General features: G+C 54.5%; 17 protein-coding genes. 5 read left to right on the top strand and 12 right to left on the bottom strand.

Annotated elements, in window-relative coordinates; translation table 11 throughout:
* Window positions 1-7: 7 nt before the first annotated feature.
* The 6 genes from GE278_20775 to bcsO form a co-directional block, all read right to left on the bottom strand.
* Window positions 8-487, bottom strand: coding sequence for a cellulose synthase (locus tag GE278_20775; GenBank protein ID QLK63036.1), 480 nt, complete (start codon window positions 485-487; stop codon window positions 8-10).
* An 18-nt stretch (window positions 488-505) separates the two neighbouring features.
* On the bottom strand, window positions 506-4,468 hold the full coding sequence (locus tag GE278_20770; GenBank protein QLK63035.1) for a tetratricopeptide repeat protein: 3,963 nt from the start codon (window positions 4,466-4,468) through the stop codon (window positions 506-508).
* 79 nt (window positions 4,469-4,547) lie between these two features.
* Window positions 4,548-7,067, bottom strand: coding sequence for a cellulose biosynthesis cyclic di-GMP-binding regulatory protein BcsB (bcsB, locus tag GE278_20765; GenBank protein ID QLK63034.1), 2,520 nt, complete (start codon window positions 7,065-7,067; stop codon window positions 4,548-4,550).
* Window positions 7,064-9,163 (bottom strand): UDP-forming cellulose synthase catalytic subunit, encoded by a 2,100-nt coding sequence (gene bcsA / locus GE278_20760; GenBank protein QLK63033.1) that lies wholly within the window; start codon window positions 9,161-9,163, stop codon window positions 7,064-7,066. The genes bcsB and bcsA overlap by 4 nt, the downstream gene beginning before the upstream one ends.
* A 29-nt stretch (window positions 9,164-9,192) precedes the next feature.
* The gene (gene yhjQ, locus GE278_20755) at window positions 9,193-9,996 is read right to left on the bottom strand and encodes a cellulose synthase operon protein YhjQ (GenBank protein QLK63032.1); all 804 of its coding nucleotides are present in this window, start codon (window positions 9,994-9,996) and stop codon (window positions 9,193-9,195) included.
* Window positions 9,987-10,760: a cellulose biosynthesis protein BcsO gene (gene bcsO / locus GE278_20750; GenBank protein ID QLK63031.1), complete on the bottom strand. Its 774-nt coding sequence runs from the start codon at window positions 10,758-10,760 to the stop codon at window positions 9,987-9,989. Before bcsO ends, yhjQ begins: the two co-directional genes overlap by 10 nt.
* 558 nt (window positions 10,761-11,318) lie before the next feature.
* On the opposite strand from bcsO, the gene hmsP reads away from it, so the two are divergent.
* The 3 genes from hmsP to GE278_20735 all read left to right on the top strand — a co-directional run bounded on the left by hmsP (window position 11,319) and on the right by GE278_20735 (window position 16,640).
* Window positions 11,319-13,301, top strand: coding sequence for a biofilm formation regulator HmsP (gene hmsP, locus GE278_20745; GenBank protein ID QLK63366.1), 1,983 nt, complete (start codon window positions 11,319-11,321; stop codon window positions 13,299-13,301).
* A 224-nt stretch (window positions 13,302-13,525) separates the two neighbouring features.
* Window positions 13,526-14,818, top strand: a complete 1,293-nt coding sequence (gene dctA / locus GE278_20740; protein QLK63030.1) for a C4-dicarboxylate transporter DctA — start codon at window positions 13,526-13,528, stop codon at window positions 14,816-14,818.
* A 328-nt stretch (window positions 14,819-15,146) separates the two neighbouring features.
* A complete protein-coding gene (locus GE278_20735; protein ID QLK63029.1) occupies window positions 15,147-16,640 on the top strand; it encodes an insulinase family protein in 1,494 nt (497 codons plus the stop codon).
* A gap of 173 nt (window positions 16,641-16,813) precedes the next feature.
* On the opposite strand, the gene GE278_20730 is transcribed toward GE278_20735, so the two are convergent.
* Together GE278_20730 and GE278_20725 are read right to left on the bottom strand one after the other, a co-directional pair.
* Window positions 16,814-17,749, bottom strand: coding sequence for a sugar kinase (locus tag GE278_20730; protein ID QLK63028.1), 936 nt, complete (start codon window positions 17,747-17,749; stop codon window positions 16,814-16,816).
* Between the two features lie 204 nt (window positions 17,750-17,953).
* Complete coding sequence (locus GE278_20725) at window positions 17,954-18,157, bottom strand: tautomerase (GenBank protein ID QLK63027.1); 204 nt, start codon at window positions 18,155-18,157, stop codon at window positions 17,954-17,956.
* A 284-nt stretch (window positions 18,158-18,441) separates the two neighbouring features.
* On the opposite strand from GE278_20725, the gene pdeH reads away from it, so the two are divergent.
* Entirely contained in the window at window positions 18,442-19,218 is a 777-nt protein-coding gene (pdeH, locus tag GE278_20720) for a cyclic-guanylate-specific phosphodiesterase (protein QLK63026.1), read from the top strand.
* A 212-nt stretch (window positions 19,219-19,430) separates the two neighbouring features.
* A complete protein-coding gene (locus tag GE278_20715) occupies window positions 19,431-21,485 on the top strand; it encodes an AsmA family protein (GenBank protein QLK63025.1) in 2,055 nt (684 codons plus the stop codon).
* A 40-nt stretch (window positions 21,486-21,525) separates the two neighbouring features.
* Here GE278_20715 and GE278_20710 read toward each other — a convergent pair whose 3' ends face one another.
* The 4 genes from GE278_20710 to GE278_20695 all read right to left on the bottom strand — a co-directional run bounded on the left by GE278_20710 (window position 21,526) and on the right by GE278_20695 (window position 26,125).
* Window positions 21,526-22,290 (bottom strand): CDP-diacylglycerol diphosphatase, encoded by a 765-nt coding sequence (locus GE278_20710; protein QLK63024.1) that lies wholly within the window; start codon window positions 22,288-22,290, stop codon window positions 21,526-21,528.
* Window positions 22,291-22,349: 59 nt separating this feature from the next.
* The gene (locus GE278_20705; protein ID QLK63023.1) at window positions 22,350-23,672 is read right to left on the bottom strand and encodes an MFS transporter; all 1,323 of its coding nucleotides are present in this window, start codon (window positions 23,670-23,672) and stop codon (window positions 22,350-22,352) included.
* Window positions 23,673-23,959: 287 nt separating this feature from the next.
* Window positions 23,960-25,099 (bottom strand): inner membrane protein YhjD, encoded by a 1,140-nt coding sequence (gene yhjD / locus GE278_20700; GenBank protein ID QLK63022.1) that lies wholly within the window; start codon window positions 25,097-25,099, stop codon window positions 23,960-23,962.
* An 84-nt stretch (window positions 25,100-25,183) separates the two neighbouring features.
* Window positions 25,184-26,125 carry a LysR family transcriptional regulator gene (locus GE278_20695; protein ID QLK63021.1) on the bottom strand — a complete coding sequence of 314 codons (942 nt, stop codon included), beginning with the start codon at window positions 26,123-26,125 and terminating at the stop codon, window positions 25,184-25,186.
* Window positions 26,126-26,138: the final 13 nt, after the last annotated feature.

Genomic DNA, 26,138 nt, shown 5'->3' with positions numbered 1-26,138 from the left:
AAATTCCTTACAAACCATTTTGATAGCGGAAGACGAATGCGCCTTCCGGTGTACTTTCCTGCCAGCGCAGGGGAACGTAAGGCTGCCCGCCTTGCGCCTGCAACCATTCGGCGTACAGCCCTTCGAACAGCGAAATCAGCGCGATGCGCCACAGTTGGTCGTCTTCGCCCTGTGGCGAAACCGGCCAGGCGATATGCACCAGTGCAAGCTGCTGCTGGGTGGCTTCAATTTTCACCACGCCCCAGTCGAAACGGCTGAGAATTTGGTTGATATTATCTTCCAGTTCGCCCAGCGTGGCGCACACCGGCAGAGGATGCTGTCGCCCCAGATTACTGCCCATCAGCGTGAGAAAACGGCGGCCATCTTCGTCTTCGGCGGAGGCCAGAATACCTGAAAATAGCACCTGCACCAGACTTTGCCAGCCCGGAGTAGAGTGCCGCTGGCGGTAATATTCCTGCGCGACCTGTGTATAGTTCTGTTCTTGCATGGTTTTATTCCACCGGGATTAATTTTGGCCCATCAGATAGCGGAAGTAGACCTGCGCTTTACTTTCGTTGTAATCGCCGAAAGTATCGTAGCCAACCTGACCGCCAATCTGCATGTTCTTGTTCAGATGATAATTGCCGCCGACGCCAGCATTCCAGCCGATACCATTTTCGGTTTTACCGGAATAGTAAGCCTCGGTGCCGTAGCCCGCCGCCACCAGATCTTCCAGCTGTTTCTGCAAGTCCGGATTATTCGGGAAGTAGGCGCTCTTATCCTGAGAATAGGACTGATAACCGACGGATGCCGAGAGTTTCATATCCCAGTCGTCATACTTCTGGGTATATTCCACCGGGAAGGAGACGCTGACGTAGTTCTGCGGACTGAAGTAACCGCCCTGACCGTAGCTGTAGTAGCTGAGGTTTTTGTCGAAGTTCATGTAACCGACGTTAACCCCGGTTTTCAGCTCGCGATCGTCGTAACGGTACGGACGAACGTACAGCCCAGCGTTGGCATTGACCGACTGGTTACTCTTCACATTGTTACCGAGATAGCTGTAGTAACCGGCACCGGCGTAAAAGCCCGCGTCACCGTCATCGTAAGAAAGGTTAACGCTGCCGCCGTTTTTGGTGACCTGACCCCACTCTTTGCCGCTGTAGTTATCTTTGGTACCGACGTAGGACAAAATACTGTCGGTGATCGCGCGACGTTCTGCGGTCATGGTCAGCGTGGTGAAGTCCGTCAGTTTCGGTGCCCACTGCACGCCACCGACCAGCGAGCTCAAATCCTGCCCGAGCGGCGTACTGCCCACATCGGCTTTGTAACTGTCACCGGTCAGCGCGGCGTTGACTTCTACACCCGTGGCTTTCTGATTACCGGCATCCGGGGCGGAATAGGTGGTCGGATCGGTACCCGTGATGGTGTTATAGGCCACGCACTGCGCCGAGGCCGCGTTGGTCGAACTACAGTTTGCGCTGGAATTGGTGGAAGCCGCCGCCTGCAGTTTGGCGAAAGTGCTGTAATCGGCGATGTTCAGGCCTGCCGCTGACGCCGCCGCTGCCACATCTTTCTGTGCGGACTGCGCCTGAGCCAGCGCGCCTTGCCCAAAGCGGCTGTTGGACGTGCCGGACGGGCTGCCTGCGCTGAGGGAAACCGGCGTCACGCCGATGCTCAGGCGCGAGGTATCAAACGGCACGAAGGCGAAGGTCATCGGCGCTTTGGCTTCGGTCAGCTGACTGAGGCCGCTTTCGCCGTCACGCCCGCGAATCGACATCTCGCCCTGCGCCCAGGTCGCGGTTTTGCCTTGCAAATCGTCGAGCATGTCGTCGATCTGTTTTTCTGTCGCATTGCGCTGAGTCACGGCAGTGGGTTCTGCGGTAGCCGCAGGGATATTCCCCGGCGTGGATACCTGATCAGATACCTGCCACGGCATCACGGCGCCGTAAGAGGATTGCGTGGTCGGGCGCGACGCCGAGGTGCGCGTTGAACGGTTGATGAACGGGTTGTCGCTCAGCTGTAATCCGGCGACCTGCGCCGAACCATCTGTGCCTTCCAGCCCGATCATCTTGCCCTTCGCTGAACGCAACAGCGCCATCGCCTGCTGATGATCGCCCTGTGCCTCGGCAACGCGGGCCGCCAACAACAGGCGGTCCGGCGTGCGCGGGCCGGTCAGACCGTTCATCAGCTGCTGTGCGCGCTGCGTATCGCCCTCGCCCAGCGCAATATTGATCGCCCCGACGCGGGCATCCTGCGTCGGCGTGTCGTTGGTCATCAGGTAGTTGTATACCTGACCGGCCTGTTTATTGAGTTTGCCGGATTGATACAGCCGTGCCATCGCCAGCATCAGATCCCGGTTTTGCGGATCGGCCTGCAGGGCGACGACCAGCTTGTCGTAAGCCGCCGCGTACTGACCCTGTTCGCGTAACTGATCGGCCTGTGTGATCACAAAACCGTTGCGCAGATTGGCCAGCGCCGTTGGCGACGTGCCGGACTGGATTTCCGGATTTTGCAGGAACGCCTGCGCTTCGTTGCCAAGCCCCGCCTGATTGAGCACGGTGACCTGATCGGCGTAATCTCCGGCGTTACCTTTCACACCGTTGCGCATGTTCTGGCGCACCAGCTGTACCGCCAATGGAACCTGCCCGGTGGCGGCCAGATTTTTCGCCAGCGCACCGACGTCAGCCGGTGCGGTTGGCGGATTCTGTGCGAGTGCGCGTAAGGTGTTAGCGGCTGCTGCGCTGTTGCCTTGTTGCAGATAGTTTTCAGCATCGGCCATTTGCGCGTTGAAGTTGGCGCGCTGCGCCAGTTCACGCATACCCTGATTCTGACTACTGCGCGGAATGCGCGAAAGCAGGGCACTGGCGGTGGACCAGTTTTTGGTTTCCGATGCAAATAATGCGGCGGCATAAAGATCGGCTGATGAGGCACCCGGACGGGCAGACGGCGCCATGATCGACTGCGCCTGTGCAGTTTGCCCCTGCGATTGCAGGATACGCGCCATGTCCAGCTTCACCCAAACGTTGGACGGCTGACGTTCCCGTGCCTGTTGAAGTAAATTCAGCGCGCGCTGCGGATCGTTGTTCGCCACGGCTTGTGCGGCCTGACGGCGCAACGGCTCGATAACGTCGGCCACTTTTGGCGGATTCATTTTGGTCTGAATCCCGGCTGGCAGCGTTTTTAAAACCTGATCGGCTTCGGCCGTTTTGTTCTGCTGACGCAGTACGTAAAATAATCCGGCGCGGGCATCGGCGTTATCACCCAGCGCGCTGTATTGCTGCTCGGCACCGGGCAGATCGCCTTTGCGGCGCAGAATGTCAGCGCGCAGCAATCCGGCGGACTGACCTTTCTCCCCGCCGACCTGCGTCAGCGGCGTGACCGCGGCCAGCGCGGCGTCATAGTTGCCGGAACCGGCGGCGTCTTTAGCTTTCGCCAATTGAGCGTAGAACGCAGAATCCTGCGCCTGATTGCTCAGCTGTGCGCTGTTTGGCCCGCCCTGTGCGGCAGCTTTGCTCAGATATTGCGAGGCGGCTTCGAAATTACCACTGCGCTGCGCGATGTAACCCAGGCCGGCCAGCGCGTCGGCGTCGTTCGGATCGCCCGCCAGCACGCTTTCAAACTTGGCTTTAGCGTTGTTGACATCACCGCTGTTCAGCGCGGTAAAGCCCTGACCTTTCGCCGCGCCGCCGATATTCTTCTGGAAATAGGCCATCACACCCGTGTCATTTGGATGACGCGCCTGATAGCCCTGATACAAATCGCGATCGCTTTCCTGCGGCGCCATCCATAACAGCGCCTGACGCAGAGAGCGGTCAGCGTCGCTGTTGCTGCCCGCCATCGTGCTCAGCAACTGGATGCCGTCTCGGCGGGAAGATTCCTGATAGGTCAGCACTTTACCCAGCGCCAGACGCGCCTGCATATCATCCGGACGGGAAGCCACGCGCTGCTGCAAACCCGCAATCGCCTGCGGCTGAAGCGATTTGTCGCCAGCCATAGTCAGGTAATATTCGGTCGCCAGACTGTCGAGCGGCTGGTTGCCGTTAAAAATAGTGCGGTAGGCCGAAAGCGAACCGCTGACGTTACCCTGCGCGGCCATCTGGCGGGCAGAGGCCAGTTGCGCCGGGGGAATCGACTGCATGGCTTTGGCGCTGTTTAGCGATGCTAAGCGTGGGTCGTCCGGCGAGGCGGCAGACAGCTTTTCGCGCCACTGGTTGGCTGCGGTTTTGTCGCCGCTCTGCAACGAATACAACGACATCAGATACAGTGCCTGCGCATTGTTCGGCTCGACCAGCAGCACTTTCTGCAAGGCATCTTTTGCCAGATCATCATGGGCGCGTTCGTGCCAGTAAGCCGCCTGATCGAACAGGGCCTTCATAGCCGGATTGGTCGTATCCGCGGCAAACGTTGAGGCGCTAAAACTCACGACTCCGGCGATCCCTACCAGATAAATAGCCCTGATCACCGCCAGGGACAGTTTATGTTTTTTCATTTTCCAGCTCCGGTAATCGCCAGGTTATAGCCGGGAGTAGAGGCTACCTTCATTGTTGTTCTTTTTGTTTTAGGGCTTTTCATTTGTGGCCCAGACGTTTAGCCGCATGGCGACGCAGGACGACGAACAGGCTCAGGCCCACCACCAGCGACACCAACGTAGCGATAAGCGACAGGATCACGATGTGCGTACTGGCATACCAGAGCACCATCATGTACCACGGCATTTGTCCGGTCGGGAATTGCTGGCCGACGGAGAAGCTGCGGATGCCGTTTTCATCGGTAATGATCGCCAGATCGCCGCGTACGTTGGCGTTGATTTGTGGCAATTTCAAATCGCTGTGAATTTTCAGCAACTGTTGATCGTCAGTACCGGTGGCCACTACCACTACGTGATCGTTGGACCAGCGCGAACGGTAGCTGACAAACCCGCGCCATGCGCCGGTTGAAGACAGATAGCGGTCGGCATCCACCGGCTGGCGATACCAGTCGCCGGTCAGCCACGCCACGATGCGCTGTACTTCGGTCGGCGTTTTCACGCCCATCGAATTCGCGTTCAGACCAAACGGCGAATCAGCCAGCAACTGCTGATTAAAGGAGGAATCGTCCAGCGTGGTGACGGCCAAAATATCGCGGTCAAACAGCGGATTTCCCTGCTCGTCGCCCTTCAGACCAAAGGCAATCTGCACGTGACTCACCGGCACGCCGGTGGCTTTACCCGCGCGAGCAGTGAGGTTCAGCAAGGTGTGAATTTCACCAGCCGTCGGTTCCGGCGGCAGCAGCATCAGCGTGTCGGAGAAATCGGCCAGCTTGGAGTACGGATAAGATGCGCCAACGAAATACGACAGGTTGGGCAACTGCGCGAAATGGTAGCTCCCGCTCAGGTCGATGAAGGATTTCGGATCGATACGGCTTTTGATGTTATCGCTGGTCAGAATGCTGCATGGCGCATCTTTTTTCGGTTTGATGTCGAAATAGAACTGCAACTGGTTGTCGCCGTAAATCAGGTACGGCGCGAGCTGCATGGTGTAGCGTTCCTGACGGCTGTCACCGCCGAGGCGACGCCAGATGTTTTCCACCAGACCGACTTTGTTCACCGTCAGGCTGCGCAAGAAGTTGCTGTTGATGGAGACATTCAGACGCGAGTTATCTTCATCAATCCAGTTTTCAGTCGGGAAGCGGTAATCAATACGCACCGGAATATTGTGGCCATCCCACATGAACAAGTCCGGCGCAGCGCGGAACGCCACCTGAATGCCATCGTGATAAATGCCGTTGGAAATCAGCGAATCCGGATCTTTGCCCGCCAGTTCACCCAGTGTGACCGGGCGTGACGTGTCAATCCAGCGCGGGGCATCATACGGCTTGCTCGACGGAATGGTTTGCTGAACAACATCCAGATGATCGATGTTATTCGGCATTCCGGCGCTTATCAGCCGGTAAGCCGCCTGACGCAACTGATTGTCATCGTTGCCCAGCACCAGCAGCAGCTTGAATACCGGATTGATCGGGTTATCAATGATTTGAATCGAAGCGCCGCTGCTGGCTGGCAGCGTCAGGGAACCGATTTTGTCGCCCGGCTTGCCGAACAGGATCCCGTTCTGATCGGGCAAATCATTCAAAATAACCGGGAAGTCCACGTCGCGATAATCGGACAACATGCCGAGATAAGAAGAGACCATCGCCGCTGCGCTGACATCTCCCGGTTTCATCGACGCTGAGAAGCCCATGGTGATTTTGGACTCCTGCATTTGAAGACTGTCGAAGAACGGACGCGGGAAGTTGCCCAGATTGCGACCAATGTTCAGTTGCTGACCTTCCAGACCAATGCTGGTGGTCGGCAAAATGGTGACCCAATATTTGTCCGACTGGTCTTTTTCGCAGGTCATGGTGTTGCTGTCATGCACGCGAAAGCTCAGGTTATTGCTCGAGACCACCATCGCTGACGGGATATCCAGCTCGTAGACATCACCGCCGTTGCTGGTCTGGTTCAGCGGCAGATTGCCCAGCGGCTGACCGTTGAGCATCAGTTCCAGGGTGGTATCGCGGGCGATCAGCGCTGGAGAAATTTTAAGCGCCAGCGAGAGATGGGCATTAGTCACCACTTCATCGGCGGGCAGGGTGAAAAGAATGCCCGATTGCAACTGGCCGCCGCTGAGGGTCAGGCCGTTAGGCTGCCCCATTTCGGCAACGGTAATATTACTGGTGACTGGCTGAACCAGTGGGATCACTGGCGCGGGCAAGGTTGCGGGATCGGTCACCGGCGCGGCCGGGATTGCTGCATTGGCCGAATCGCTGTTATTGACCGGCGTGGTATCCGCCTGAGGCATATATTCTGACGGCACCGGCTGAGGCGCGACCGGCGCTGCCGGGTTCTCAGGCGCGGTTTCTTCCGGCATCGCTGGCGTAGGTGGCAGCCATGACGGTGCCGCAGGCAGACTGGTAGCCGGATCGGCCGCCGGAGCTGGGGCTTCTTCTGCATGCGTAAACGGCAGGCTGCTGAAGGTCAGCAGCAAACCGGTGGAGATTTTTCTGAGCAGGGACGCACCCGGCACAGCAGATAAATGGCGCTTGATCATCGGTTTACGTGGTCGATTCATACTGCTTCACTCTTGCTGGTGGTCTCAGCGGGGGTATTTTTGCCGCGGCGTTCTTTCCATGTGTTGTAGAACAACTCAAATACGCAGCGGATGATGCTGAGCAGCGAGCGGAAAGGATTGTCCGGCGGGTATTCTTCACCGATCCAGGCATCCGCACGGCACAGGACAACGCGCACCAGTTCTCGGCGTTTCGACAACGGCAGGTTTTCAAATTGCAGACGGATGCGCTCTTTATTGCCACTGATTTGCGTCACCGGGAAACTTTCCGCGCCCGAGGATAGCTGAATCTCCACCTCTTCGATTTCTTCTTCCAGATAACGCACGTCCGGTGTCACCAGCTGCACGCCGCCCATCGACATATCGATGGTGGTGGTGCGCAGGGAAATACCATTGGCGTAATGAATGATGGCCGGGATCGCCACATCAATACGGATGGTTTTACGCACCTGACGGGTTTCTTTCGCCACGGCAATCGCCGCCAGCAGGATCAGCACACTGAAGCTACCCCACGCCACGTTCAATGCGATCACGCTCGGATCGATGGCAAAGTAGTTGTGGAAGACCGCGCGCACCAGACCATAGCCGATACCGATAATCATCAGAATGGCGACAATCAGGTGCGGCTTGACGATGTTGAAATCAAAGAAGCCTACGTCCAGCAGGCCGCCTTTGTCGGTCACGTTAAACTTGCCGCGTTTTGGCGCGAGCAGGGTGACAATCGTCGGCAGGATCAGGTGGAACGCCATCACGGTTTCGTAGATTTCACCCCAGAATGTATAGCGGAAGCGGCCATTCATGCGGGAGTTGATGTACAGCGACATCACCAGATGCGGTAGCGCATAAGCAAAGATCAGGCTGGCGGACGAAGAGATGATGTTCAGGTTGAACAGCAGGAAGGCCAGCGGTGCGGTCAGGAACACCACGCGGGGCAGGCCGAACTGGAAGTGCAGCATGGCGTTGAGATAGCACAGGCGTTGCTGCCATTTCAGACCACGACCAAATAACGGATTATCGACGCGGAAAATCTGCGTCATGCCGCGCGCCCAACGGGTACGCTGAATGACATGCAGACCGAGACGTTCGGTCGCCAGACCGGCCGCCAGCGGGATATCCAGAAACGCAGTGTTCCAGCCACGGCGCTGCATTTTCAGCGCCGAGTGGGCGTCTTCGGTCACGGTTTCTACCGCAAAACCACCGACTTCTTCCAGCGCTACGCGGCGGATCACCGCACAGGAACCGCAGAAGAACGTTGCGTTCCAGTTATCGTTACCCTGCTGAACCGGGCCGTAGAACAGCGCGCCTTCGTTTGGCATGGTGCGGCCAGCAGAAAGGTTGCGTTCAAACGGGTCGGGTGAATAGAAATAGTGCGGCGTTTGGATCAGCGCCAGACGCGGGTCTTTCAGGAAACTGCCGACGGTTGCCTGTAAAAATGCGCGGGTGGCGACATGGTCGCAGTCGAAGACGCAAATCAGCTCGCCTTTGGTGAGTTTCATCGCGTGGTTCAGGTTACCGGCTTTCGCGTGGGCATTATTATCACGGGTGATATATCCCACGCCCGCATCGGCGGAGAACACGGCAAATTCGTCGCGCTTGCCGTCATCGAGCACGTATATTTTGATTTTGTCTTTCGGATAATCGATACATTGCGCCGCCAGAACGGTATCGCGCACCACGTCCAGACTTTCGTTATAAGACGGAATATACACATCCACAGTGGGCCACAACGTGGTGTCGTCCGGCAACGGTTCAATGGTGCGTTTCAGTGGCCAGGTGGTTTGCAAATAACCGAGTAAAAGAATAAGCCAGACGTAAAGTTCGGCGAGGAATAACCCGATCCCTAAAATGGCTTCAATGGTGGAGTTGAAATGCAGCGTTTCCGTCGCGCGCCAGTAAATATAGCGCGTCGACATCATGATGGACATGATGACCATCACCACGCTTATCCGCCGGCTTTTGCTGATGCCCAGTAAAAATAAAAGGCCAATACTTATCAGCCCGAAAATGTACTGCTTCTGGCTGTCCATTGGGGTGATGACGATAACTGCTGCCACCGGCAGCAGCAGGAGCACAAGCAGGGAAAACAAGAATTTATTCATCGCTTTGGGATCGCTGTTATCAGTGACAGTTAATAACTGCCGGTTTTAGGCGCGGCGTGTAACTCACCATCACCGACTTTAATCCCTAAAATGGCGGCGACTTTTTTGCTGATCAGCTCAATATCAAACGCGGACGCGGATACCGGACTGAAATCAATAATAGAGCGCTGCGAGGCATTGGCCTCTGGCACGCATTCATCCCTGTGGATTGTGCCTAATAATCTTTCATTCAAACGTTGTTCGAAAAATTGGGTGACGTCGCGGCTTAATGTCCGGCGGGTGTCACTTTGATTCACTACGTAATATTCCCCTTTTTTATTATTCAGGGGAGTACCAATTAATTTGTTCTTTTCCATTAACGGTAATAAAGATAATGATGCTGTATCCGCCAGCATCACCACCACGTGCAAATCCGCAATGCTTTGCACGGCTTTTAATGCCGGGCTCGGGCCGGGAGGAAAATCCGCGATAATAATTAAACCCGGATAATTTAGAACGGTATTTAATCCGCGCTGTAAAAAATGCGGATCGGTGGCTAATTGATGTTCAAACTCCAGTCGCTGATCTTCGCTCACTTCGCCATAAGGCAGAACAAAAGTGTTGGAACCGGCTTTAAGAATGAACTGGCTCCAGTCGGATTCATTGCCTGAACCGGCAACAAAACCGCGGGTATCTGATATCGGTACACCGAAATGAAGGCGCAGGGCGTTTTGCACATCAAAATCGATGACCAATACTTTGCTGCCGCTACGGGCAAGCGAGTAGGCCAGGTTGGAGGCCACCGTGGTTTTTCCTACTCCACCTTTCGGTGAACAAACGCAAACTAACGGCATGAGGCAATCATCTCTAACAAAGGTTGAAGCGGTGTGTCGCGATGCAGATACGCGCTGGCAGGCTGCGGAACCCGCTGTTTAAACATCTGTTTAAAGCGTTGTTCTGTATCCGCTGACGCCACGGGCGCCGGAGTATGCACTGGGGCTGAACGGGACACCGGTGCTGGCTGGTGAACCGGTGCGGTAGAGACCGGCGTAGCCGGTTGTGCGGCAGCGGGCGGGGCGACAGGTGACTGACGCACGGTTTCAGGCATGGCTTTTCTGAGTGAATCGAGTAAACCCGAACCGCTGTCTGGCACCACAGACTGGGCGTGTAATGACGGCGTCGAGTGAACCGGCAGGGACTGCGGCTTGAGCGCTGGCGCGGGGGTCGGATCGGCAGGCGTGGGCGGCAGTGTTTCACGCAGAGCATCGAGCAATCCAAAACCCGCCGCCGGAGGAGAAACTTCCGAAGACCGGGGCTCATCGCGCGCATGTGAGGCGTCAATGAAGGATTGAGAATGCTGCGCGTGGTGAAGTGCTTCTTGCGCCGAAGACGGCGAGAACTCATCGGCGGAAATGGACTGTGGCGTGGGCTGCGTGGAACGCCCGCTGTCTAAAGGACCGCCGGGTGTCTGGCTGGCAGAGACCTGTTTTATTAACGTCCATTGATTCATTGAACCGGTAATAGATTCGCCGGTGGATTTATCATTAAGCTCTTTATAATCAAGCTCTTTAAGGTTGGTCTTATCCATAAAACGCTTAATGTCGTCATATTTATTCATATATCCCGCCCGGTAGGATTATATTTTGTGGAGATTATCTGGACATCAATACGGCCAAGCGAGAACCGCTAACAAAGAGTGTAAAAGGTTTAATTTTTTTAACGTTTTTTTTGGGGATAAGAATATTCTCAATATATCAGTTCTTTTACAGCATAGAGCACTTTTTACAAAAATTAGGAATTGGACCATAGAAAACGATACCCCTATAACCCGCTGTCACAAAAGGTTTTTTATCTTATTGAGCTGAAATTTTCTGTTATGTGAGTTGAAACGATGGGTTTTAGTGTGATGTGCAGCACATTGATTCAATCAGAGGCATTAAACTCAGAACTTTAAAAACATTACAAAACATCGGGTTAATGCCTGGTATAGAATTTCGTCAGTAAAAACACATAAAACATTTCAGTGATAAATGTTGGCTGGCAAAGACGTTGTTTTTTATAACCAAACGCCCCTGTTTCACCTCGAAATAACACGATATAAGGTATACTGCGCACAAATACTGTTCCTGATAAGGTACACGGAGCAAAACAGGTCGGCGGTTGATGGAGAACTATGTTGCGGGTCAGGCGTTCGTTAACAATCAAACAGATGGCAGCCGTGTCGAGCGTGGCTGCGATAACTATTTGTTTTTTTATCGTCATCCAGTTGTTTCACTTTGTGCAACAACGGAGGGATGATTACGCCCAGCAACTTGAAAACATAGCACATTCTGTAAGGGAACCTTTGTCCCAGGCGGTGCTGGATGTTGATCTGAAGGAAACCCAGAACATCCTGAATACACTGCAACCGGTGGGGATCCTCAGCCGGGCGAAAGTCGTGATGCCAAATCAAATCGCCGCATTGCACACTAACTTCCCGGCGGGTCGCCCGGTCCCACCGTGGATCTCGCACGGGTTTAATCTGCCGGTGACCATTTCTGTTCCTCTATATTCCGCCGCGGCCAGCCCTAAAGATCCGAAACCGCTGGCTTATCTTGTTTTGCAGGCTGACTCCTACCGGATGTACCAGTTTATTGTCAGCGCGCTGTCGACCATGCTGACCACTTACCTGCTGCTGGCACTGATCCTGACCATTTCACTGAGCTGGGTCATCAACCGGCTCATCGTCAAACCGCTGCGTACCATCGCCCGCGAGCTGGAGTCACTGCCGGAAAGCGACGTGCCCTTTCATCAGCTGACAATGCCTTTGCTGCATGAAGATGATGAAATCGGAATGCTGGTGCGCAGTTACAACCGCAATCAGCAACAGCTACAAAAAATACAGCAACACATCAGTGACGCGCCGCCACCCGCGCAAAACTGTGTCAGTAATGAAGAACAGTTTATGGCACGGCTGCAACACCGTTTACAGTCAACCGAGCCGGAAAAAGGCTTTCATCTGTTACTGATCGGTATTGAAAGCCTGCGCGATGACGGCCATATCGATTGCCCGCTGGTGTCTTCTATCATTGAAGTGCTACCCGAGCACTGCTTACTGGCCCGTCTGAGCTATAACGAATTTGCTTTGCTGGCGGGGGATATTGTCCGACCGTTCATGGCGATGCGCCTTGCGCGACACATCATGGAACGCATTAATGCCCCGCAGGAAAGCGATGCCGGCAATATGTCCCTGCATCCGACCGGCAGTATCGGGATAGTGCAGCATACCGGCGAATTCCCGGCGACCGCGCAGCAGTTGATGGTCAATGCCCGCGCAGCGCGCGTTTCGGCTTATCAGCAGGGTAAAAATCAAATCCTGTTCTTCGAACCGGAATTAACGGAAAAAATTCAAAAGCGTCTGTTGCAGGAAAACGACATTCTGCACGCGATGGAACAAAATGATTTCACGCTGTTTATCCAGCCGCAGGTGAATATGCGCACCGGCGCGGTAGTGGGTGCTGAAGCACTGTTGCGTCGGAAAATGGCCGACGGCAGCTACGGGCTGGAAAGTGATTTCATCGTGCTGGCGGAAGAAATCGGCGTCATGAGTATGCTGGGCTACAAGATTCTTGAGCTGGGCTGCGGGTTCCTCGCAGACTGGCAGAGCCGTGGCATCACTTTACCTCTTTCGGTGAATCTGTCCGGCGTCCAGGTGCAGCAACGCAATTTCCTGCCGGAACTTCGAAGTCTGCTGAGTCGCTATAAAATCAATCCGGGGCAGCTGGTGCTGGAAATCACTGAAACTGCGCGCATTGACGATTTAGATCGCGCGCTGTTGCTGTTGGGCGAACTGCGCGCTGTGGGTGTGTCTATAGAACTGGATGATTTTGGCCTCGGATATTCAGGTCTGGAATACCTGAACCGCCTGCGTTCGCTGCCGATTGATGTCATCAAAATCGATCGCAGTTTTGTCGGCGTTCTGCCGCAGGACGACGTAATGGTCAATATTGTGGCGTCCATCGCCCGAGCGATGAGCATCCAGTTGGTGGCCGAAGGTGTCGAAACCGAAGCGCAACGCCAGTGGCTGCTTGATCAAAACATTCTCTTAGGACAGGGCTATTTATTTTCTGCGCCGCTGTCAAAAGACGTCTTCGAACAAAAGTTTTGCCCCGCTGAATAACCTGCCTTAGGGCAGGAATTCCCCTCCAGTCCGCCACTTTTCGTACTTTTTTTACTTACTCTTCGTCGGCTGAATGCTTTCAGTTCTGTTTTTTCATGACCCGTCTTTTCGGGAGGAAACAAAATATTTCCATGATGTTGTGATGGTGTTACTTTTCGGCAGTCGCCCATTATCCGTACCCCTACAAAACAGAGGGCGATACTCTCACATCAGGATGGCTAGTCATGAAAATATCGCTCTTCAAAAGCCTGTATTTCCAGGTGCTTCTGGCAATAACCCTGGGTGTCCTGCTGGGACATTTCTACCCTGACCTCGGCGCGCAAATGAAACCGTTAGGTGACGGTTTTGTTAAATTAATCAAGATGATCATCGCGCCAGTGATCTTCTGTACGGTCGTCACCGGTATCGCCGGCATGGAAAGCATGAAAGCGGTCGGACGTACGGGAGCCATCGCGCTGCTGTATTTTGAAATTGTCAGCACGCTGGCACTGATTATCGGGCTGGTGATCGTCAATATTGTCCAGCCAGGTGCCGGGATGAACGTTGACCCGGCGGCGCTGGATGCTAAAGCGGTCGCAATCTACGCCGAACAGGCACAAAGCCAGGGCATCATTCCGTTCCTGCTGGATGTTATTCCTTCCAGCGTAATCGGTGCCTTCGCCAGCGGGAATATCCTGCAGGTCTTACTGTTCGCCGTACTGTTTGGTTTTGCGCTGCATCGCCTTGGCCACAAAGGCCAGCTGATTTTCAACGTAATCGACAGTTTCTCGCAGGTCATTTTCGGCATAATTAATATGATCATGCGTCTGGCACCGCTGGGGGCATTCGGCGCGATGGCCTTCACCATTGGCAAATACGGCGTGGGTTCTCTGGTGCAGCTCGGCCAGCTGATTCTGTGCTTCTACCTGACCTGCGTGTTGTTCGTGGTAGTTGTGCTCGGGCTTATCGCGCGTTTCACCGGTTTCAGCATCTTCAAGTTTGTTAACTACATCAAAGAAGAACTGCTGATCGTACTGGGCACATCCTCTTCTGAGTCGGCGCTGCCACGTATGCTGGATAAGATGGAGCGTCTGGGCTGTAAGAAGTCGGTGGTCGGGCTGGTGATCCCAACGGGGTATTCCTTCAACCTCGACGGTACCTCGATTTACCTGACAATGGCGGCGGTCTTTATCGCGCAGGCCACCAATACCCACATGGATATCTGGCATCAGATCACCCTGATTGTGGTATTGCTGCTGTCCTCAAAAGGTGCGGCAGGCGTGACCGGCAGCGGATTCATTGTACTGGCTGCAACATTGTCGGCAGTCGGGCATTTGCCGGTAGCGGGTCTGGCGCTGATTTTGGGCATCGACCGTTTCATGTCAGAAGCTCGTGCGTTGACCAATCTTGTGGGTAACGGCGTGGCAACTATTGTGGTCGCGAAGTGGTGCGGTCAGCTCGATGAAGGCCAGCTTAAAGCGACGTTGAACGGCCAGAAAGGTCTGACGGAAGCGGAGAAGTCAGCTTCCGGGGCTTAAACCTTTCCAAATAGCGGGGGAGTTCTGCGCATAAAACCCGCTTAAGGTTCCAAAAAACGCATTTAATTGGCATCAATCCCCCCTAATATCCACCGTTTACTTGATGTAACCGGTGGATTATCTTCATAATATGCCTCTCAGACACCGCTCACTGCGGTATTTCCCAGAATATTTTCGTCGGGTGCGCGACATTGCGAAAAACCCGCGGTCTAACGAAGAGCCGTAATTTTTCGGCCTTTATTTTACGCATTCAGTTCCTGTGGGCGCGTCTTAAGACACCGGCAGGACAGCACTCTGAAAATTAGATTGTCATTACGTAGGGGTTCACATGCAGGGCACCAAAATCCGTTTACTCATTGGTGGATTGCTGCTGGCAGCAGCAGCGAGTCATGTGCAGGCAGAAACATTACAACCCGACCCGGCCTGGCAGCAGGGAAAATTAGATAACGGGTTCACCTGGCAGCTTCTGACCACACCACAACGTCCGAGCGATCGCATTGAATTACGTCTGGTGATTCGCACCGGCTCGCTGGCAGAGTCTGCCCAACAGTCTGGTTACGCCCATTTCCTGCCTCGTCTGGCATTAATGCACAGCGAAGGATTCAGCACGGCCCAGCTCCAGTCTCTTTGGCAGCAGGGTATCAATCCGCAACGGCCATTACCGCCCGCAGTCAGCTCGTATGATTTCACCCTCTATAATCTGAGCCTGCCGAACAACCGCCCGGATTTGCTGAAAGACGCGTTGAACTGGCTGGCGAACACGGCCGGGAAAATCTCGGTGACGCCCGCTTTGGTGAGCGCCGCCCGTCAGGAGTCACAGGATCCGGTGGGTTCATTGCCACAAAATACCCAGGATGCCTTCTGGCGCGCGCGTATTACCGGCTCAACGCTGGTGGGACATAACCCTGACCAGTTACCGACCAAACCAGTCAATATTGATGCCCTGATCAAGTTCTATCACCAATGGTATACGCCTGACGCGATGACATTATTCGTGGTCGGCAACGTCGATGGCCGTGCGCTGAATGAACAAATTAACCGTACCTTCTCGCCGCTGAAGGGTAGCCGTCAGACGCCGCAAACTTTGCCGACGCTCTCTGAGTTGACGACGAAATCCATGACGCTGATGGACGAAAATCTGACGCAGGATCGTTTGTCATTAATGTGGGATAGCGCGTGGCAGCCGATTCAGGACTCACAGGCGCTGGCGGCTTACTGGCGCAGTGATTTAGCCCGTGAAGCGTTGTTCTGGCATTTACAGGAAGTGCTAAAAACCACGTTCGAAAGTAAGAAAGACGCCACAACGCCTGCACCGGGATTAGGTTTTGACTGCAACGTTCAGTTCCAGCGCGCTCAGTGTGCTATCCGCATTGAAGCATCGCAGGCCAAACTGCCTGAGCTGTTTAAACGTCTTTCCGAAGAGCTACTGGTGATGCGTGACAAAGGCATTTCACAGGCAGAATTCGATGCTCTGATTGCCCAGAAAAACGATCAGCTGGGCAAACTTTTCGCCACTTACGCCCGCACCGACACCGACGTGCTGATGAGTCAGCGTCTGCGCTCACAGCAGAACGGCGTCGTGGATATTGCTCCTGAGCAGTACCAGCAGTTGCGTCAGCAGTTCCTTTCTACGCTGACCTTACCGGTGTTAAATCAGGAGCTGAAACAGCAACTGTCACGTGATCCGGCGTTAGTCGTCGCGCAACCCAAAGGTGAACCGGAGGTCAATGCCGGTGAGCTGAGAACGATATACGATAAGATTATGGCGCCGGTTGAAGTCAGCCCGGCGGGGGAAGCCGCACCAGCGGCAGCGGTGCAATAAGGGGGGCCCTTATAATGTGACCGAGAAAGTTTCGGTTTCTCAATAGCAGTTATCACATCTCTTTTTGTGCCGAAACCGAGCAGAGGGGAAAAGCTTTTCCCCTCTTCCTCCGGCGCGATTTTTGAACGCGGCCAGAGCTTTTTAGGTCACAACTTCACCCGCTCGGATCATCTTCAACGTTTCGGCATAAACTCCACCGGGATGATCGCCCCGCGATGCTGGATCACCGTGCTCGCTGTTTCGTGCCCGCGCACGGCTGCTTCTACCGCGCTTCCGCCGGTAAGCCTCACCGCGAGATAACCCGCGCTGAAAGAATCTCCGGCGGCAGTGGTATCGACGACTTTCTCTTTAGGCAGTTTCACCGCAGGCACATCATGCAGTTCGCCTTCAGCACTGGAGACAATGCAACTGTCTGCGCCGCGTTTCACGACCACTTCGCTCACGCCAAGCGCGTGCGTGCGGGCAATCACTTCCTCGTAGGGCTTCTGACCCCACAGCATATCTTCATCGTCGAGCGTCAGAAACGCGATATCGGTACAGGAAAGCATCGCGTTATACGCGGATTGTGTCTGCTCTTTGCTGGCCCACAGGCGCGGGCGATAGTTATTATCGAAAATCACTTTGCCACCACGTGACCGGCAGGCTTTCAGCAGGGTCATCAGACGGTCGCGGCTTTCATCGGTCAGGATAGCCAGACTGATGCCGCTCAGGTAAAGATAATCAAATTGTGCCAGCTTCTGGCAGATTTCTTCAGAGTGCGGGCTATCCAGCCAGTAACGCGCGGCGGCATCGTTGCGCCAGTAATAGAAGGTGCGTTCGCCGGTATCATCCGTTTCAATCACGTACAGGCCAGGCAGCTTGTTATCCAGACGCTGGGTCAGATCGGTATGAACCCCTTCCTTCTGCCACGCCTGCACCATTTCATTGCTGAAACTGTCTGTGCCGAGGGCGGTGACGTAATGCACGTTCAGCGCGTCGGGCGAAACCTGACGGGCAATATAAACAGACGTGTTCAGCGTATCACCACCAAAACCGCGGTTTAAGGCGTCGCCTTTTTGTGACAATTCGATCATGCATTCGCCGATAACGGCAATGTTTTTGCGAGTCATTTTACCTGGCCTATGTCTGAAGCATTAAAACGAAAGAGAAGAAGTGAGCGTCATTATTGCGCTCTAGTCTCTTCATAAGAATGCGGTCAGTCAATGAAATTAAAACGAGGTTTTATTTTTTACGAGGAAGATCGAAAAAAGTCGTGCAAGTGGGGTGAAAGGGGAAGCCGGGCGGCTTCCACCGGAGACAAATAGAAAAGCGCGTTATTTGCTTTCGTTACGTAACTCCGTCACCGGACGCCCGCCCAGGCCCCAGTTATCCGTGTCGATTTCATCGATGATTACCGTGGTGGTCGCCGGATTTTTCCCCAGCGTATCAACCAGTAATTGTGTCACGCCAGCGATCAGCGCTTTCTTCTGTTCGGCGGTCGCGCCATCGCGGGTGATTTTGATATTAACGTAAGGCATTTTTCTCTCCGAATCGGGACGTGCGGTTAATGACGTGTTGCAGGGCCTCCAATGTAGAGCCTGCACAATAGAACTTCCAGCGCCGGTTTACGGTTTTTTGTGCGGAAACGTCGCTTGGAAATGCGGAGTGATTAAAGTTTCTGCGCGCTGCGCCGATAGATATCTCTACAAAAGAAAGCCAGGAAATCGAACTACTTTGTCGGCACGTCATACATCGTAGTCACGGAAGACATGTTGCCGCATGTCCCTGATTAACTGACTCTTATTCATGACGGCAGAAAAATATGATAACTAAGATGATGTTGGGGCTGATTACGCCTTCTTTTACCGCTCTTGAGCGCGTAAAAGCACAGTCTTACTGGCGTCAATGTCAGAGAGTGTACCGTTTTCAGCCCATTTACCGCACAACTGGAAAATTACTGGGCATTGAATTGCTGACCGGCGTTACCCATCCAGGTGATCCGCAAAAATTTATTTCGCCTGAGCATTACTTTGTCGCGATAGCCGTGGGGAAACGTCTGCAAATCGTGCAGGAACAACTCGACCTTTTGCAGCGCTGGCAGCGGTTGTTCATCGATAACGGCCTGCTGGCGTCGATCAACGTCGACGGTCAGGTGCTGGAGATGTTGCAGTCCGAATCATCGCTACGCGCACAAATCAGCGCTATGCCTTACGTCCGGTTTGAACTGGTTGAAAGTGCCGAAAATGCGCTGAGTATCCCGCTTTCGCAAATCGAACAGTCTGATCGCCTGTGGCTGGATGATTTTGGTCAGGGTATTGCCAACTTTTCCTCCTTCACCACCTGGCATTATGAGTACATCAAAATTGCCCGTGACCTGTTTATTCTGCTGTGTCAGAGCGAAGAGGGCTCGCGCCTGTTTTACACGCTGGTAACGCTCATGAATCGCTACAGCAAAGGCGTGATTATTGAAGGCGTAGAAACCGCCGCAGAGTGGGCGATGGTGTGTAAATCTGACGCTTTAGCCGCTCAGGGATATTATCTGGCGCGCCCGGCGACGTTTGACGGCCTCGATAACCTGCCAATACATTTCGAAGGATAATGAATCACACCAAAATTTGCTCAGGCAAGTCTCAAAATGCCGGGTGAGTTGACGTGGTGTGATACATTGTCATCAACTTGATTTTGTTTGATTTATATCTGTCTTTCCCCTCCGTATGACCCCACCTTTCGCGTGCCGTTTCAGGCAAGCTATGTTGAATTCAACTATGTTTAAACTCTGGAATTCGTTAACTGTCTGAAAGGAACCCGTTTATGACGCGCACAGGTAAGGTGATCTCGTGGATTGCAGGGGTGATTATCATTCTGCTGATCGCCATCGTCATTTTCATTGCGATGTTCGACTGGAATCGCCTTAAACCCACAATCAACCAAAAAGTCAGCACTGAACTGAACCGGACGTTCGCCATCCGTGGCGATTTGGGGGTCGACTGGTCTCGTCAGAAGGATGAAGCCGGCTGGCGCGCATGGGTGCCGTGGCCACATATTCATGCCGAAGACATTGTGCTGGGTAACCCTTCCGACGTTCAGGGCGACGAGAAAGACGCGCAGATGGTGAAGCTGGCCCGCGTTGACGCCAGCATTGCGCCTCTCGCGCTGCTGCATAAAGAAGTGCTGATCCCACGTATCTGGCTGAAACAGCCTGACGCCTCGCTGGTGCGTTTAGCCAACGGTAAAAATAACTGGACGTTCAATCTCGCCAATAGCGACAAGAAAGATCCCGCGCAGCCACCGTCGGCGTGGTCATTCACGCTTAACGATATCGTCTTTGACCGCGGGCAGATTGATTATAAAGATGCTCAAATGAAAGCCGATTTCCGCGCAGTGATTGATCCGCTGGGCAAACCGCTGCCGTTCACCGAAGTCATAGGCGATAAAAAAGATGCGCCGAAAACGAAAACGCCGCCGTTCGTATTTGGCTGGAAAGTAGACGGCAAATACAATGGCGAATCGCTCTCAGGCAGCGGGAAAATCGGCGGAATGTTAGCGCTGAAAGACGCCGATGCGCTGTTCCCATTGCAGGCTGACGTGCGCTCTGGCAATACCCGCGTGGCCGTCGCCGGGACGTTACAGGATCCGATGAACCTCGGCGGTCTGGATTTACGTCTAAAATTCTCCGGCCAGACCTTGTCTGATTTGTACGGCCTGACGGGTGTCCTGTTACCGCAAACGCCACCGTATTCGACCGATGGCCATTTATCGGCGACGTTGCACGATAAAGACGGCGCGATCTACCGTTATCAAAACTTTAACGGTGAAATCGGTGACAGCGACATCCATGGTTCCCTGACCTATCAGGCCAGCAAGCCACGACCAAAACTGACCGGTGAAGTGGTGTCTAAACAGCTGCGCTTTGCCGATCTGGCGCCGCTTATCGGTGCGGATTCCAACAAAGACAAAGCCAAACGCGGTGAGACCACCCGTCAGCCAGCGGACAAAGTGTTGCCGGTGGAGAAATTTGACACGAAAAGCTGGGGCGCGATGGATGCTGACGTGAAATTCAGTGCGAAACGCATCGAGCACGGCGAATCCCTGCCGCTGAGCGACCTGAGCACGCATCTGAAACTCACTAATGGTGAAATCCTGCTCGATCCGCTGCGCTTTGGCGTCGCGGGCGGAAATCTCAATTCGACAATCCGTCTGGAAGGGGATAAATCGCCGATGCGTGCGCGTGCCGATCTGCACGCCCGTCATCTGAAGCTGAAACAGCTGCTGCCGAAAATGGAATCGATGGAGCGCAGTCTGGGCGACCTGAACGGTGATGCGACGCTGACCGGCACCGGTAATTCCGTCGCTGCGCTGCTCGGCACCAGCAACGGTGATATGAAGATTCTGATCAACGACGGTGTGATCAGCCGCAGCCTGATGGAGCTGGCAGGGCTGAACGTCGGGAATTATCTGGTCGGGAAACTGTTCGGCGATGACGAGGTGGCGATCAACTGCGCCGCCGCCAACGTGAATATCAAAAATGGTCTGGTCACGCCGCGCCTGTTCGTGTTCGATACCGAGAATGCGGTGATCACTATCACCGGCAGCACAAACATGGCGACTGAACGTCTGGATCTCACCATTGATCCGGAAAGTAAGGGGCTGCGTATCCTGACCCTGCGCTCGCCGCTGTATGTACGCGGTACCTATAAAAATCCGGATGCCGGTGTGAAACCGGGGCCGCTCATCGCCCGTGGCGCAGCAGCCGTCGCGTTAGGTGCCGTCGTCGCCCCTGCCGCCGCTCTGCTTGCGCTGATTTCTCCGAGCGATAGTGCAGAAAACCAGTGCGGCCCGATATTGCAGCAGATGAAACAGAAATAATATTCAACTCCTCCTCTGTGCAGGGGAGGAGTTTTCATCGTTAAGGCGCCGGGCTCAGCACCTTGCAGTCGTGATCCTGGATTTCTTCGGTGGAAGCGTTGTTCAGTTTCAGCAGGTCGCGTTCGCTGGCGAGCAGCAGGAAATCGCCGCCTTGCAGGCTGACCATCGCCATACCGAAGTGTCCCATCTTCTTATCAGCCTCCGGCACACCTTCGGCCAGAATGCGGAAAGCGCCTCTCTGATTCAGTTCAGCAGGGGTGACTTTACGTGCCAGATAAGTATGGCCGAGCAGCTTGTCCGGCAGTTCCTGCCAGTTATACCCCATCGCCGCGCCATCTTTGATAAGCCGGTTTTTCACCTCCGGCAACAGGCACGAAATGTGGATGTGCAGCTGGTTCTGGGAACGTCCGTATTGGGAATTGATCGCTAACGAGACATTACTGTCGTCAATCGGTTTACCGTACTTTTCCGCCATATAATGCCGTGCGGCCCAGGCCTGACTAAAGAAGTTCGGCGTGGCCGGTTCCAGCAGCGCCGGGCTTTCCATTCCGGTTATTCGCGCAGTGGGCATCAGCAAATATTGCAGCGGACCGTTCATGTCTTTCAGCACCACGAATCCCTGCTGTTCATCGACCTGCGCACAGGGCGCGGGTTTGCCGTTGCTCTGCTGATTAGGCAGGCATTTTTGGCTGATGATATTCCACAAGGCGTTGGGATTGGATTTATGAGGGCAGAAGTACCAGAGGGCGGCGGCAATCACGATAAACAGGAGCAGGACAGGCAGGACCAATCGTCGTAAGCGCATAAGAAACCTTCGCATAAGGCACCGTGCCGGGCGCGTACCGGGCACGGTGTCCAGGTCAGTTACAGTGACTGATGGGCCGTTTCTTTGGACAGCAGCAGCGCTACCAACGTCAGCGTTGCCATAAAGGCCAGATAAACGCCCACATAGAACAACCCGTAATGAGTTGCCAGCCAGGTGGCGATGTACGGCGCAACGGAAGCACCCAGTATCGAAGACACATTATAGGAGAAGGAGGCACCGGTATAGCGAACTTCCGTCGGGAACAGCTCCGGCAGCAGCGCGCCCATCGGACCAAACGTCAGCCCCATCACCATGAATCCGCACAGCAGGAACACCATCACCAGCGCCTGTGAACCTGAACCCAGAATCGCAGGGAAATTCAGCGCGAAGACAATCATCAGCAGCGTAATGCAGATCATGGTTTTGCGACGGCCAAATTTATCCGCCAGCTGGCCGGCAATCGGCACCATCACACCAAATCCGATCACGCCAATCATCAACATCAGCAGGAATTCGTTACGCGGGATCCCTAATCCGAGAGGCTGTGCCGCCGTGCCGTAGCCCAGCGAATACACGGTCATGATGTAAAACAACGTGTAGGTGGCGACCATGATGAAGGTGCCCAGCAGCGTCGCTTTTTTGTATTTGGTGAACAGGGTACCGATCGGCACTTTGACCTGTTTGCCCGCTTTCGCGATTTTGGCGAAGACCGGCGTTTCATGCAGTGAAACACGCACATAGAGGCCAACCAGCACCAGCACGGCGGAAAGCAGGAACGGCACGCGCCAGCCCCATGAAATAAACTGTTCGTCGGTCAGCAGCCATGACAGCAGCAGGAACATACCGTTGGCGAAGAAGAAGCCAATCGGTGCGCCGAGTTGTGGGAAAGAACCGTACAGCGCGCGCTTTTTCGGTGGTGCATTCTCTGTCGCCAGTAATGCTGCGCCGCCCCATTCGCCGCCGAGGCCCAGACCCTGACCAAAACGCGCCAGCGCCAGCAGCAGCGGGGCGAAAACGCCAATGGTGGCGTAAGTCGGCAGCAGGCCGATGACCACGGTGGAGACGCCCATGGTCAGCAGCGAGGCAACCAGCGTCACTTTACGTCCGACGCGGTCACCAAAGTGGCCGAACAGCGCAGAGCCGATCGGGCGCGCGATAAAGGCAATGGCGAAAGTCGCGAGTGACTGAAGCGTCGCGGCGGTCGGGTCGCCCTGCGGGAAGAAAATATGTGGAAACACAATAACGGCGGCGGTCGCGTAGATGTAAAAATCGAAGAACTCGATGGCCGTTCCGATAAGCGACGCCACGATGACTTTGCCGCGGGAGTTCTGACTCACCAGGTGCGCGTCAGCTTCTAATTCAGGAGTGATGGTGGCTTGCATAAGTGTTTCTTATTTGTAATGAGTGAGAGGGAACTAATGTAAATAAATGTATAGCGAAAAGGCATCTTAAGCAGAGCGCGGCGGCATTTCAACGCGGCAAGAAGCAGGGGAAAGGGCATTTCAGGCAGGTTTGGGCGATTGTTTTATTAACATTCTGTTTCACCCTTCATAACGTTGGCGAACAAGTAAAACACAGAGTAACTGACTGCAAAACGGTAAAATTAAAGTACCAGCCTCAGTCAGTTATTCTGGTTTTAGGGTTTATGATGATATCGGATCAGTTCTTCTCACTGCTTTTTTGCTTCATTGTCAGCATTTACGTCTGCGATATGAATTTCATCTGGCACGATGATATGGTCCTGTGTGAATTCACTGTCGTTTATCGTTGCGTCTTTCTTCTTCTGAGCGGCCCGCTCTTTGCGATCAGGCATGCGCGGATCGTCCTTGTACTGTGCGGTAGCGATCCAGGCTGCGACAAACAGCGTCAGGCGGGCGAAGAAATAGAAAAACGCCATCAGGCCGATCACCGATCCAAATGCCGCACCGGAAGGTGAGGTGGCGAGTCGCGGCAACGTCATGGTCATCACAAACTTGATGACCTCAAAGCCGATTGCCGCCAGCAGCGTACCGCGGAACAGGGCTTTTTTACGCGGCTTGTGGCGCGGCAGCATCCAGAAAATCCACAGGAATAACAGGTAATTGGCGGCAATGGAAATCACCAGCGCGATGCTGGTCATCACGGGTCTCAACCATTCGATACCGCCCAGCCCCAGCGCATCCACGATAGTTTTCTGTGCCGAACCGGCAATCGAAGTCAGCGACAGCGTGATGATCAGCGCCAGCACCAGACCGGTCAGGGAGATAAAATCACGGAAATAGCGGCGATAAATCTTCTCCTGATCTTGCGGATTACGCTCCCACACATCGCGGGACTGCGCGCGGATCGCTTCGCGCAAATTGCCCATCCAGCTGATACCGGAGTAGAGCGCAATCAGTAAGCCGGATAAACCGACCGCAGTACGCTGCTGGATAGCCGTATTCACGGTACTTTTCAGCGTGGCCGCGAGATTGGGGTCACTGATGCTGTTGACGATTTTATTGATAATTCCGGCCAGCAAATCCGGATTCGAGGCCAGCACGAAACCGACGGCGGCGAAAGACACCATCAAAATCGGAATCAGCGACAGGAACGAAAAATAGGTGATGGCCGCGCCAAACTGGCTGCCGAGGCGATCGTTGAACCGTTCGGTGGTGCGCAGCAGATGCGCTACCCATCCCCAGGATTTGACGTGCTCAACCAGACGCGAAAATCTGCCGATATTTTTATCTACCGTGTGATTGCCGGTTTTGATGTTAATCAGCGGCGTCGGTTCTTCCTGCTTTGCCGGCGCGTGTTTTGAAAGGTCTTCTTTTGAAATTAGGGGCATTGATCCATGTTGTCCTTAAAAGTGCATCCAGCCTTAAGTATAGACACCTGTGCGGCGCAGACGAGGCCATGCAGGCTTAAGCGGTCAGGCAATGAACGTTTGGGTAATTTCCGTCAGCCAGTCCATGAACACTTTCACGCGGCGTGACAGGTTCAGACGGTGCGGATAAACCAGCGTAACCGGCATCGGCGGCGCGCGAAATTGCGGCAAAATACTCACCAGCTGGCCGTTCGCCAGCGCATCCCGTGCGCCAATCAGCGGCACCTGAATAATTCCCAGCCCGGCCAGACAGGCGGCGACATAGGTTTCGGTGCTGTTGACCGTCACTGCACCCCCGCTTTTGACGCTTTTCACCTGTTTGCCGTCGAGGTATTCGAACGTGGATGTGTGGCTGCCGAGCGTTTGCTCATAATGCACCATCGCATGATGAGCCAGCTGGTCGGGGTGATCCGGCGTGCCGTAACGTTGCAGATAGCCGGGGCTGGCGCAGTTGATTACGCTCAGATGCCCAAGCGGACGGGCGATAAGCCCTGAATCTTTCAGCGTGCCGGAGCGGATGACACAGTCAAATCCTTCGCGGACCACGTCCACGCGGTGATCGGTGCTGCTCAGTTCTATTTCCAGCGCCGGATAGCGGTTCAGAAATTCCGCCAGACGCGGTAACACCAGATGCGTCGCCATACCGACTGACATATCCACCCGCAGCCGTCCGCTGACATTCGCCGGGTTCGACTGAAACATCGTCTCCAGTTCGTCCATGCTGGCCAGCAACTCCTTGCAGCGCTGATAAAACACCTGCCCGTCCTGCGTCAGATGCACGCGACGCGTTGACCGGTGCAGCAGGCGGGTGGACATCCGCGTTTCCAGCTGTTGTACCAGACGCGAGACGCTGCCCTTCGGTAATCCCAGACTTTCGGCGGCGCGGGTAAAATTACTCAGCTCGGCGACGCGCACGAAGACCTGCATTGATTGTATTTTATCCACATATTCCCCGATTGTTGTCTGAATTGAGACAGTGAAACTCATTATGGATCATTTA

The organism is Enterobacteriaceae bacterium Kacie_13, assembly GCA_013457415.1.
Classification (GTDB): Bacteria; Pseudomonadota; Gammaproteobacteria; order Enterobacterales; family Enterobacteriaceae; genus Rahnella.
This window is presented reverse-complemented; position numbering and strand designations above follow the sequence as displayed.